General features: G+C 50.8%; 6 protein-coding genes. 3 read left to right on the plus strand and 3 right to left on the minus strand.

Annotation, left to right across the window (positions count from 1 at the left end; all coding sequences use genetic code 11):
• Positions 1 to 118: 118 nt before the first annotated feature.
• The gene (locus tag ACFQZE_RS01350; protein ID WP_379352865.1) at positions 119 to 1501 is read left to right on the plus strand and encodes a PDZ domain-containing protein; all 1383 of its coding nucleotides are present in this window, start codon (positions 119 to 121) and stop codon (positions 1499 to 1501) included.
• Between the two features lie 103 nt (positions 1502 to 1604).
• On the opposite strand, the gene ACFQZE_RS01355 is transcribed toward ACFQZE_RS01350, so the two are convergent.
• Both ACFQZE_RS01355 and ACFQZE_RS01360 read right to left on the minus strand, forming a co-directional pair.
• Entirely contained in the window at positions 1605 to 3647 is a 2043-nt protein-coding gene (locus ACFQZE_RS01355) for an LTA synthase family protein (protein ID WP_379352867.1), read from the minus strand.
• Entirely contained in the window at positions 3640 to 4788 is a 1149-nt protein-coding gene (locus tag ACFQZE_RS01360) for a THUMP domain-containing class I SAM-dependent RNA methyltransferase (RefSeq protein ID WP_379352869.1), read from the minus strand. Before ACFQZE_RS01360 ends, ACFQZE_RS01355 begins: the two co-directional genes overlap by 8 nt.
• Before the next feature lie 135 nt (positions 4789 to 4923).
• On the opposite strand from ACFQZE_RS01360, the gene ACFQZE_RS01365 reads away from it, so the two are divergent.
• On the plus strand, positions 4924 to 5562 hold the full coding sequence (locus tag ACFQZE_RS01365) for an O-methyltransferase (protein WP_379352872.1): 639 nt from the start codon (positions 4924 to 4926) through the stop codon (positions 5560 to 5562).
• A 19-nt stretch (positions 5563 to 5581) separates the two neighbouring features.
• Here ACFQZE_RS01365 and ACFQZE_RS01370 read toward each other — a convergent pair whose 3' ends face one another.
• A complete protein-coding gene (locus ACFQZE_RS01370) occupies positions 5582 to 6817 on the minus strand; it encodes an MFS transporter (protein ID WP_379355447.1) in 1236 nt (411 codons plus the stop codon).
• 224 nt (positions 6818 to 7041) lie between these two features.
• Here ACFQZE_RS01370 and ACFQZE_RS01375 point away from each other — a divergent pair, with 224 nt between their 5' ends.
• Positions 7042 to 12381 (plus strand): hypothetical protein, encoded by a 5340-nt coding sequence (locus ACFQZE_RS01375; protein ID WP_379352874.1) that lies wholly within the window; start codon positions 7042 to 7044, stop codon positions 12379 to 12381.
• Positions 12382 to 12459: the final 78 nt, after the last annotated feature.

The following is a 12459-nucleotide window of genomic DNA, read 5'->3' on the forward strand; positions in this document are numbered from 1 at the left end:
CTAGAGCTCGCTTTAATGGAAATTCAAAGGCAAGGGAACGTGGAGCGTAGCGGTTCACGGCTTCCTCGCCTTTTATTATGTTTTGCCGACAATTTACAAGGTACAGGGAGGACTGGATTTGCATAATCAATACCGATGGGGCAGGCGCCTATATTCAATTGGATTTATTGCCGCGATTATAGCGATAGTTGCAGCTCAGCTCATTTGGGTACCGGCTTCTTTACCCTCCGGCAAGGTTCAATGGATCGAAATTATAAATGGACTGTTTTACGTTTTGCCGCTTATCCCCGCTTGCTTGGCGGCAGGTGCTATTGTACTGACGTTTGGGCGCGGCCTTCCGTTGTGGATCAAAGTAACAAGATACGCCATCGCGGCAAGCGCTGTCGCACTCATTTATTTCTTCTTGTTCACGCCCGGTGAGTGGGGAATGATGCTAATTGCCGCAAGCATAGCCACTGTGCTGGCGGCCGTCGATTTTGCGGCAAGCGAGTGGCTGGAGCGGAGAAAAACGCCGTGGCGAAGCGGCTCTGCGCTGCTAGTTATCATTGCGTCGCTCGCGCTTTTGCTAATCCCGACTAAAGAAAATGTCATCTATCCCGGCATGACGCTGGATTTGAACCAATATGCTCATATTGCAGGCGGGGGGACGGGCGGCCTCATTGACGGCGTGCTCGTTTTTGAGCGTCCTGCCGTATTGGCGGACAAGCTTTACGGAGTTTTATTTCCGCAGTACAGTTTCCACCCCATTCCTGAAAATGAGCCTCCGCTGTCGGAATCTTATGCGCAAGTTGTCGCTATGAAAACCGATGCCAACCGAGTTGCGGCCGCAATCGCGCTGGAGAAGGCGGGGATCGGCAAAGGGGTTGTTCCGGAAGGGGCAAAGATCGTTGCAATTCTAAAGGACAGCCCAGCGGAAGGCAAGCTTCAAGGCGGAGATGTCATTACCGCCATTAACGGGAAGGCCATTCGAATAGTCCAAGACATGATTCAATATATGACGGATTCTATCAAGCCTGGACAAAGTGCAGCTCTGACCGTTAAAAGAGGAAGCGAACAGATCGAGCTTTCCGTGCCAACCGTTTCTTCCGAACAGGACGCAAGCCGAGCAGTATTTGGCGTATCCGTGCAAACCGAAGTGACTTTGGACACGCCAAGAGATATCCGTTTCGAACAATATAAGGCTCATTTAGGAGGGCCGTCACATGGCGCGATGCTAACGCTGGCATTCCTCGATCAGTTAACTCCAGGAGGAATTACAGGGGGGCTGCATGTAGCGGGTACGGGCACCATTGAGACTGACGGCGGAATCGGCATGGTGGGCGGCATTTCGCAAAAAGCTTATGCGGTAAGCCGGACGGGGGCGGATGTGTTTTTTGTTCCGGCCGAAGGGGAACAGGAGGCGCGGAGCGGGGCTCCAGAGCTTAACATCGTAGCCGTGGAAACGATCGATGACGTGCTTCGTTGGCTGAAGGAACATACGGACAACTCTCAAGTGTCATAGCAATAGAGAGAGGTCTATGCCGATTAATTAAAAAGAGGGGCTTTCTAAACCGCTTGTTCGGTTAGGAACCCCTCTTTTTGCCGTGATGCGGATATTACGTATTTTAATTTTGTTCTCCAACGACTTCAACGGCATCGCCAGTATGGAAATCGCGAATCAAATCGCCCGTAATGATCCGATCGGACATCGTGATTTCGCTATCGGCCAACTCCGTCATGGGGGAGCATTCGCTAAGCTGAAGCAAATCTCCCGTATCGGCGGAGTAGCATTTGCCGTTTGCGGTCAGTCCATCCTCTGACGGAATATAGGTTCGAGTACCGTCCGTCCAGGCCCCGTTGCGCTGCACAACGAGCCGAGTTTCTTCGGGCTGCTCCGTCAGCAGGGGTGAACCGAGCCAATCGGGAGCGGCTGTCGACAACCCAAGGAGATGCATAACGGTAGGGGCGATGTCGAGCTGCCCTCCTGCAGACCGGTACTCTCCGGCATATGCGTTGTCCGGCAAATGGACAATAAACGGCACATTTTTGATGACATGTTCCCGCTGCGCCTCATTGTTCGGATCTTCCATAAATCTAGAAAACAAATTCCAATCGGGAATGGCGCTGTCATGATCTCCGTACAGTACAAATATCGTTTGATCCCAAAGCTTCTCGGCTTTCAACCTTTCGATTAATTCGCCAAGCGCGGCGTCGGCATAATGGATCGATTGCAAATAATCGCCCATCATCGTACCTTCGAGCTCCTCCACATCCAGCTTGTTATGCTCCTCAGGCATTTTGTAAGGATGATGACTGGTGAGCGAAATCATAAATGCGTGGAAGGGCTGCGGCAATTCCGCCACAACGTCCATCGATTGACGGTAAAACGATTTGTCCCCTAGCGACCAGCCTAATCGCTCGTCCATTTTGAAATGTTTTAAGCTATAAAACTGATCGTAATCCATATTGTTGTACATGACGTTCCGATTCCAGAAGCCGCCCTGATAAGCGTGAAAAACATTAGCGGCATACCCTTCTTTTTTCAATTGCTCGGGCAGGCAGCTTAGCTCGTTGGAGGCGTACTGGATAAAGGCAGATCCGCTTTTAGTCGGCAGCAGAGAGCAGTTGGCCGCAAAATCGGCGTCAGACGTGCGCCCTTGCGCCGTTTGGTGATAGAAGCGGGAGAAATAAGCGCTGTTTTGAACAAGGTCGTTCAGGACGGGCGTAATAACACTTCCGCCAATCGACTTTCCGATGACAAAGTTTTGCAGCGATTCAACTTGTATCATTAATACGTTACTGTCCCTATAAGCGCCGAACGAGGCGTCCTTTTCCAGCTCCCGTCTGGCTAGTCCGCGACTTTCCATCCAAGCTTGCGTTTCCGACTTTTGTTCCGCTGTAACGGCCTCGGAGCCAAACCAGTGCAGCTGGGCATAGCGGTACACGTCGTAGCCATGAAAGCCAACGGCTCCAGCAACGTTATAGATCGCTAAGTTCCACCAGTTTTTTTCGAACAATCCTTTGGCCCAAGTATCTGTAGCGCGGTTGATAGGAGTAAAAAATAGGGCGGCACCGATTGTAAAAGCGGCAGCTGCCGTACCCAAGCGGATGGCGGTTGTCATTCGTGGCTTTGGAGCGGCGAGTGAAGCCGGGGACTGCAAGGCGGCGCGCCCTTTCCAAATGAGATAAACGGCAAAGGGCAGAAGCAGCAGCGCATCAGCCAAAAGCCAAAAGTCTCGCGAGGTCAGCAGGGAGTGGATGCTGCCGCCTAACGATTCCACCTGGCCAAGCTGCAGCAAGACAGGAACGGTAATTAAGTCTTGAAAGTATCGGTAATAGACGACATCGGCAAACAACAAAAAAGACAGGCCCAGATTAAGCCCAATTAGAGCTAAAATCCGGCCTCTCGTTGGGAGCAGAAGCGTCCAGAAAGAAAGGAGCAGCAAGGCTCCCGTCTCGACTTTCCGATCTGTATCGTTCATGTCCATATATTGTACGGACAGCAAATCGTTGAACAAATATAGCTTTTGCACCATGAGGCATGCAAAAAGAATGACATCCAAAACAACAAGCTTGTCCAGCCAGCGCAGTATCGAGCCGAGTGAGGATCGAACGGGAAGGCGGGGGCGCCGTTCAGGCCGAATGGCGCGCTCGCTTGGTTTAGTCATTTTTTTTCTCCCTTGGGGGCAACGGTCCAAAAAATTGATAGAAATCGGTTTGAATCCGGCCGTTGAACAGCTTCCGTTTTTTATCAGCTACTCTGCCCATATAATGCTCCACTTTGTCCGAAGGACTAATGGCAAATACAGACCAATTCCGATAATGGAGCGAGGTCAATCCGAATTGCCGCAGCGCAGCTTCCGCTTCCCGCTCATCGCCAAGCCTTTCCCCGTAAGGCGGGTTCGTAATGAAGACGCCGTAATCGCCGTTAGGTTTGGCTTTTGCCACGGGCAGAACGTTGACGCTGATTTCCTTTGAGAAACCGGCTCTTTTAATTGCAGCCTCGGAAATTTCAATGGCTCTCGGATCGATGTCGGAGCCCGCAATTTGCAGAGGCACATCGTCTTTAACGGAATCGTAGGCTTCTTCTCTTGCCGTATCCCACATTTGTTTCGTTACCCGTTCCCACCGCTCGCTATTAAAATGTCGGCGCAGCCCGGGCGCGATGTTCCAGCCGATCATCGCCGCTTCGACTAAAAAGGTGCCCGATCCGCAGAAAGGATCGTACAAAGGGCGCTCTGGACGCCAGCGGCTGAGCAAAATAAGCGAAGCGGCCATCGACTCGCGAATCGGCGCCTCATTAGAAACAAGGCGGTAGCCGCGCTTATGCAAACCGTCTCCGGAGGTATCCAGCGTGAGAAGCGCTTCGTCGTTCAGCAGCGATACTTCGATCACGTACCTAGCGCCGTCTTCTGTAAACCATTCCGTTCCGTAACGTTCCTTCATTTTCTCGACTACTGCTTTTTTAACGATCTTTTGGCAAGCTGGCACGCTGGACAGCTGGGATTTATGCGAGCGGCCTTCCACGGGAAATTCACCGTTTTCCGGAATCCAATCCGGCCAATCCAGCGCTTTCGCTCCTTCGAACAGCTCTTCAAAGGTAGTCGCTTTATATTTGCCCATGTTGATCAAAATACGTCCGGCGGAGCGAAGCCATAGGTTCGTCCGGCAAATATCTTCCGGGCCGCCTTTAAAGTTGACTCTCCCGTTTTCGACTTGCAGATCGTGATAGCCCAGTTCCTTCAGCTCTCGTGCGACTACGGCTTCTAGGCCCATTGGTGAAGTAGCGATTAATTGCAGTTCTTTCATCTGATATTCTCAGTTCCTTCGCGATTATATTGGATGTTGCCGACGGTTTCTTGTCACGTCTCATATAAAATCATACAATTAAGTATAGGACAAAGATGACGTTTATTACAAATCATAATAATAGGAGAGAACAGAATGTCGATCGATGAACAATATATTGATTCATTATACAAGCAAGATGAGGAGCTGGGGCGGGTCAAAGAAGGCATTGCAAGCCGCGGCATGCCGAGCATTTCCATCGCTGACGGCTACGGGAGACTGCTTACGATGCTGGTGCGTATGACAGGTGCAAGCAAGCTGCTTGAAATAGGGGCGCTTGGCGGCTATAGCGGCATTTGTCTCGCAAGAGGATTGAAAGAAGGCGGAAGCCTGTTGTCGCTGGAACTGCTCCCTGAATATGCCGAGGTGGCTAGAGAACATGTGGAGTCCGCGGGTCTTGGAGACAAAGTGGGCTACAGGACAGGGGATGCCAAGGAAAGTCTCGCGCTTCTAAAAGAAGAAGGAAAAACGTTCGATTTTTTCTTTATCGATGCAGACAAGGAAGGATACCCGATCTATTTGGACTACGCCATTGAACTGGCGGAGCCGGGTGCGTTAATTATTGCAGACAACATTTTGCTGCGCGGCAGAACGACGGACGAAGCGAAGCAAGGGCCTTCCGTTCGCGCGGTTAGATCGTTCAATGAAAGAATCGCCAACGATGAGCGGCTGGAGAGCACGATTTTGCCGGGATATGACGGTATTGCAATCGCTCGTGTAAAAGAGCGGAACTAAACAAAAGACGAGAGGAGCGTCATTGCTCTTCTCGTCTTTTGTTTCGTTTGCGGCCGACCGCCGTTTTATTGCCGATCAGCGACAGCCATACCCAAACGCCGTTCGCGAGCATAAGCGCTCCCGACAAGAGGAAAAGTCCCTTTAGGCCGATATAGCCGGATAGCGCTCCCCCCGTTATCGGTCCTACCATATTGCCAAGGCTGAGCGTGCTGCTGTTGAAGCTGTAAGCGCGGCTTTCCATACCGTCCGGCGTATATTTGCGAATAAGCGCATTGACGGCGGGAATGAGTCCGCCTAGAAACAGCCCAAGCCCAAACCTTGCGGCGGCAAGCTGCCAAACGGTCGTAGCCATCGCCTGAGGAATAAACGCTAGAGCGGCTCCGACAAGGGAGACCGCAAGTACCCGCTCCGCGCCGATTCGGTCGCTTAGCTTGCCAAGCAGCGGAGAAGCGAGCATGTTGGAAAGTCCGGTCACGGAGCCGATAAACCCTGCCAGAAAAGCTAAATTGGCGGTCGATCCATGCAGCTCCTGCACATAGAGCGGAATAAGCGTCATGGGGCTCATATTGGCGAATTGAATGAGGAAGGTCACTCCAAAAAGCGCCATGAGCTGGGGAATCCGGCTTATTTTTTTGAAACCCTCCATGACGGACGCCTGCACTCTGGAAGCGGCTTTTTCCAAATCGAAATTTTCTTTTACAACGAACAGCGCGAGCAGCGAAGCCGCAAAAAGAAGCGCGCCAGTAATGTAAAATATAGGGCGGTATCCGACCGCATCCGCAAGTAATCCTCCCATAAAAGGCCCCAGTATCGTACCCGCCATTGCGCCCGATTGAATGGTTCCCATAGCAAAGCCCATACGTTCCTTTGGCGTTGTAGCGGATACAAGCGCAATCGAGGCCGGGTTAAAACCGGAGATCGTTCCGTTCAGCATTCGAAGCAAGAGCAAATGCCATGGACTTGTTGCAAAACCCATCAGCACCATCACAATCGCCATTCCAAATCCAGAACGAAGCAGCATCATTTTGCGCCCGTACCGATCCGCCAGCTTCCCCCATATCGGCTGAAAAATAAATGCCGTCACAAAATTGCCCGCAAAAATGACTCCTGCCCAAACTCCGATTTCATGGGGATCGGAAAGCCCCAATTCAAACTGCAAATAAAGCGTCAAAAACGGGATAATCATCGTCATCCCGGCCATCACCAGAAACTGCCCGAACCACAGCACAATTAGATTCTTTTTCCACTGTTCCATAGCGATAGTATACCATATTTCTCCGATTCGAATCGGTGTTCCGTCCCCTGTGACCGTCAAAATAGAATGAGTCCCAGTACCTAATGAGCTGTGTTTAGTGTTTGTTAAGTGGTTCGTGATATGTTGAAAATCGGTCGAATCATGGTTTTTTTATGCAATTAATGTCGATGATTAAGGACTTTAGTTTCATGTTAGAAGACGGTATTTTAACGGAGGTCATGGGGATGAGGGAAAAGAGGTTCAGCCGGTACTTAGCCGTTCTCTTGACGGTATGTATGGTCATGACGATGCTGCCGCAGGGAATGGAGCAGGCCCAAGCGGCACGGGCGGCCGACAAAAAAGTTTTGCTTGGCAATGCGGGCGCAGTCATTGGCAATTTGACTTACGCCGCGACAAACACGTTTATCAATTTTAAGATGGCGACTGACGGCTTCAGCTACAGCGGCGAATCGGGAGATACAATCGATTGGAGCAACGGCGACGTATTTTCGGGAGACGGCGGATGGACAACGGATAGATTTGTCATCAATGTTGCCGCAAATAAAACGTTAAGTGGGCTCGCCAAAGGCGGTCATGCCAAAATGAACATCGGCTTTAACGAGCTGGCAAATCAAGAAGAGTGCATTCTGGGATTTTGTAAAACCCGGATTACGGATATCGTCATTAAGCATAACGGCGAGGAAATTATAGCGGGCCGGAATTTGGGCGCAAGGCACGAAACAGTGACGCTTACGCCAACCTCCGTTATTGAAATTGAAGTCGAGGGAGAAGGCGACGATTTAGGGCCGATTGGCGCAAGAGGCTTGTACATTAAATTTGAAGACAAAGTCCGTCCCGTTATGAACGATTACACCTTTACAGGCAACGGACAGGAGCGGCTGAACGAGAAGATCAACCAGATGGAGCTGTACGTCAAGGAGCAGGAGCATATTACGCTTGCTTACAACTTTTCCGAGCCGGTTAAGCCTGCCGGCCTTACGGAAGGGTTTAGCGAGCACTTCCTGAAACATCCGTTGTTTACAAACAAGGATGGGACAGGCTTGCCGAAAGCCGGAGAAAGCAATTATCTCATTAATCAAATGTATACATCCAAAACGTTGGATGAATTGCATGCCAGCATCGCTTACAAATACATAGGAGCCAAATACGACGATAGCGGCAACAATCCGCTGGAGCCGAATATAACGGGTAAAGAAGACAGCGCGTTGCCCATGAACCGTCCGGTAGAGCAAAAATTGGCGGAAGCCCATCTGACCGATGAAGCCGGCAACGTCGCGGACATCAGCTTCCCGGGCAAGGCGAATCTTGGAAGCAACGATTATTTGGACGGCAAAAACGTAAACCCATTTGATTTCACTAACGGAGGCTTCCGAATCATCGTCGATGCGGTCGCCCCGAAGTATACGAAATCAGGAAACGGGATACAGCCGGAAATTTTGACCAAAGTAACGGTCAACAACAACGACAGCTTTGATTTTACCGTGCAGTTAACGGAAGAAGCGACGATCAAAAGAGGCTGGGACATTGCCAAAACGTTTATTCATTTCAACAACGGAATGAAGGCGTATTATGTATCCGGCGAAAATACAACGGCATGGACTTTCCGGCTTAACGTCTCGGACAAGGTGATCGAAGAGACTCCATTATTGAAGGCCATTGCTATTTCGAATGACAGCAAAGGGGACAACTCCGACAAAAATGTCATTGCCGATTATGCGGGCAACTTGCTTATTCAGCCGGCAGATTTCGAGGGCGAGCATAAGGATGGCAACACTTCGCTCGTCAATTCCAAAATTGACTGGGCCGAGCTTTCGATCGACAACACAAAACCGGTGATCGGCTTTCGCTTTGAACAAGGCGGAGCGACGAATCAGCTTTATAAGAAAAACGGGAAAGTGACGATTAATGCCGACGATCCCGATTTGAAAATACCTGCGCTTGATCCGCTCGTTGAAATCCGGGGTCAGAACAGGCCGAGCAAAGGGATTTTCCGTCCTTCCAATGTGACGGGAGAAGGCTCTCCATCCGTCGGACTCGTTTATTATTTCTGGAGCCAGCATCCTGAAGATCCGTTCCTCGGAAAAGAGGGGGATCAGTTTGCGGCGGTGAAACGGTACTCCTTGACGGCGAAACAGCCGGGCGAGGACTTGTATCCGGAAGGCTTCGAGGATGTTCGTTTACAAACGGTAAACAACAAAACAAATATGATCGATCCCCCAGCGGCTGCCTTGACGGCGGAAAAAAGCGGCGTTTGGTATTTGCATAGCTGGACGGCGGATATGAGCTGGGATTCCGCAAGAGAATTGATGCAATACGAAAAGAAAAAACAATATGTGCTCGATCACACTGAACAATATGAGCGGTGGAAGGCGGAACTGCCGAATGGCTCCGAAGCGGACCGCATTAAATACGCGGATGACAAGGCGCTGGCCGCCGTTGGCCAATACGACGATTTGAGCATTTGGCCGCTAAACGATTTTAAAAAGAACGATTCCAACTGGTCCTATAACTTGACGCCATTCAAGCTCGATAACAAGGGTCCTGCTATATTGTTCAGCGAGCTGTCAGGCAACGGCACGATGAATGTGCAGGTGACAACCGATATTTCCGACGAGCATAGCGGATTGCAAAATGTCCATTACCAGTGGGTGAAAGTGGGCGAGCAGCCGACAGACATTAATTGGAAAAGCATCGTTCCTGTGAATGGGAAAATAACCGCTGCTACGATGAATGACATTTTCGAAGACGGCCAATACCAGTTTTTTGTAAAAGCGTCCGACATGGCCGGAAACGAAAGGATACAGGCAACCGAAGAGCTTGCCGTCGTCAGCTCCGAAGCAAGCGTGCTTGCAAGCTTTAACCCGGAGTCCGATCCTAACTTCAAGCAAAGCCATCCGGTGGAGTTTGTTATTGAAGGCATTACGCCGGACAAAGTAGCTTACGCTTTCGGCACAAGCTCGGTCCGTCCATCCAGCGAGTCGGAGTATATGGAGCTGATCGGCACTCCAATAACCGGCTTGGCGGTTAACAATGGCGGATCAGGCGATGAAGCAACCGTTCCGAATGCCGCGCAGAGTGAGTCGCCTAACGACGCGGAGGGAGCGGTGGACGAGCCGTCCGGAGCAGCTGAAGAAAGCCCGGGGGCAGGGGCGCTCGCAAGCGAGAAGTTTAGTTATATGATTCCTTCAGCGCCGGACAAAAACGGAATCTATTATATTCATGTCATGGCTAAACAAGGCGATCGTTACTACTACTATTCCAAAGCCTATTATTTCGATAATGAAGCGCCGACAGTTACCTTCAGCAAAAGCGGCGTCGCTTATCCTCGAGAATCCCATGATGTCACCGTTACGGTAGCAGAGAGCTATAGCTCTTCGAATCTGTTGAAGGAATATCAATGGGTGAAGGAAGGGGCGGAAGCGCCGACCGCTGCATCCCTTGGATGGAACAATCTTGAGGGGGGCGGAAAGGTTGTCATCGACAATTCCTCCTTAAACAAAGGGGAAGTTGCCGATTTCCGCCTTTATGTCAAAGCGGTGGACGGAGCGGGCAACGCCATTGTGGCTTATACGGACGGCATTTTTAAAGTGTCTAAAGCTGGTGGCAGCGACGTTCCGCCCGCCACCGCAACCGTCAAGCTCATTCATCTGTACGGGGATGAGGATGACGGCTACACAGCTATACTGAAGCAAACTCTTGCCACGGAAGATTTGAGGGGATATGAATATTCCATTTCTCCAGATAATGGCGGGTCGTGGCTGAAATGGAGGCCGTACACCAACTTCGTATCGGTGGAAGTGCCTACGGACGATACGACGCAATTGCAATTGAAAGTGAAGTTCAGAAAAAATACGGGGGTCATCGGGGAGCCTGTACTTGCTGAAGCGGCTCTTCAGCCGGGAACGGAGCCCGTTTATGCGACTGCTTCGTTGAACACGGCAAGGCCGGTTACGCCGAGCAAAGGCGTTGACATTGCCGTTTCGCCTCCGCTCGGAATCAAAGTGGTCCCTTCCAAGGCCAATCCTTCCGTGCCTGTGCGTAAAGGCAACACGTTTACAGTGTACGAAAACGGTTTTTATTCGTTCGATCTTACCGATCTGAACGATCCGCTGCGTACAGAAACGCTATATATCGGTGTTGGCAATATTGACGGCACTGCGCCGCAAGGCACGATTGAATATATGGTGACAGGAAAAACGGGCGGCAACGTCACAGTGCAGCTCGCCTCGACTTCGGAGCCTGTAGTCATCGTCAACAATTCGGGTTCGTCTTCCTTTACGTTTAAAGAAAACGGCGAGTTTACGTTCCAATTCCGCGACGAAGCCGGCAATGCGGGTTCGGCCAAAGCGACGGTCGCCAACATTGACAAGGAGGCGCCGAAAGTAAAAATTGTTCAATCTTACACGTATGGCGATAAGGGGCAATGGACTTTCGGCACGATTGAAGACGAGAACGGAAACGTTCTGGCCGCTTCCGGGGTCAAGCTGGAGGTTGTAAACGAAGACGGTTCTGCCAAAACGATTAAGGTGCTGGGGAATGAAAAAAGCGTTGTGATGCGGGAGAACGGCGCCGTTTCCTTTACCGTTGCCGATGAATACGGCAATACGACCGTTGTGGAAACAGAAGTAAATCATATTTTGTCCGCTCCAAAAGTGAATGAGATCGAATATGTTTTTGTCGATGAGGACGGCAAGCCGGTTCCAGCGAAAAACATAGTGACCATTCATGGCCAGCCATATGCCAAAGGAAAAGTGATGGTGACGCTGAAGGGTGGCTCATCCTCGCAGAACGCGGTATTTGCTGGCGCAAAACCGGCCAAAGACGATAGCGGTAACTATACCAATCAAATTAGCGAAGCGGACGGAACCTTTGCATACAGCCGAATCTATTCGGCGGACGGCACAACGGTCATTGGCTTGTCTGATTTGCTAGGACAGCTCACGAAAGTGCCCGTTAAAGTAAGAGGGCTCGACAACGAGGCGCCGGAGCTTCAGCTTCGGATGGCGGCGACGGGAGTCATTCAAAACAAGGCCGGTTTTGATTTCGGCAAAGATTTGGGCGGCTTTACGGTCAGCGACAATTTATCCGATTCGGCAAACATTAAAGTGGGAATTAGCGGTCTGGACTTGTCCAAGCTTGGAAGGCAGCGCGTGAAATATACGGCTGTGGACCAGGTCGGCAATGAAACGGTCGTTTACCAGGATGTAGTCGTGGTCAGCGAAGCGGGCATGCTCATTTTCGCCAACAATACGCTCATTTCGGCAGGCGGAGAAACGGCGCTGTTCAATACGAACAAATTGACCTTCACCATCTCGCGCCACAACCTGGTAACGGTTAATGGCGAGGAGCTTGTCAACGAGTGGGGAACTTACGATCTCTTCTACTATTCGGGCATGTATCGTGAAGGCGAAATGAAATATATTGCAACGAAGATTACCTATAAGGAATTAATGAACGGACAATTCCAAGTTGTCTTCCCGAAAAAGGGCTGGTACACCATCGTTCTTAGAAATCAGGAGCGCGAGCGCGTATATGCCACTTTCTTTATCGGCGACACCGAATAAGCCTTCGTAAAAGAGCGCGGCTTTCGCCCCATGCGATCCGCCCGTTGCAGACTGCAATAGGCGGATGCCCGCATGGGC

Origin of the sequence: Paenibacillus sp. GCM10027627 (genome assembly GCF_042675505.1) — a bacterium.
Lineage (GTDB): Bacteria > Bacillota > Bacilli > Paenibacillales > Paenibacillaceae > Pristimantibacillus.

Bases quoted from the DNA above. Each gene is read 5' to 3' on its own strand.
- ACFQZE_RS01365 (WP_379352872.1), top strand. From the start codon at position 4,924: ATGTCGATCGATGAACAATATATTGATTCATTATACAAGCAAGATGAG.
- ACFQZE_RS01370 (WP_379355447.1), bottom strand. From the start codon at position 6,817: ATGGAACAGTGGAAAAAGAATCTAATTGTGCTGTGGTTCGGGCAGTTT.
- ACFQZE_RS01360 (WP_379352869.1), bottom strand. From the start codon at position 4,788: ATGAAAGAACTGCAATTAATCGCTACTTCACCAATGGGCCTAGAAGCC.
- ACFQZE_RS01375 (WP_379352874.1), top strand. From the start codon at position 7,042: ATGAGGGAAAAGAGGTTCAGCCGGTACTTAGCCGTTCTCTTGACGGTA.
- ACFQZE_RS01355 (WP_379352867.1), bottom strand. From the start codon at position 3,647: ATGACTAAACCAAGCGAGCGCGCCATTCGGCCTGAACGGCGCCCCCGC.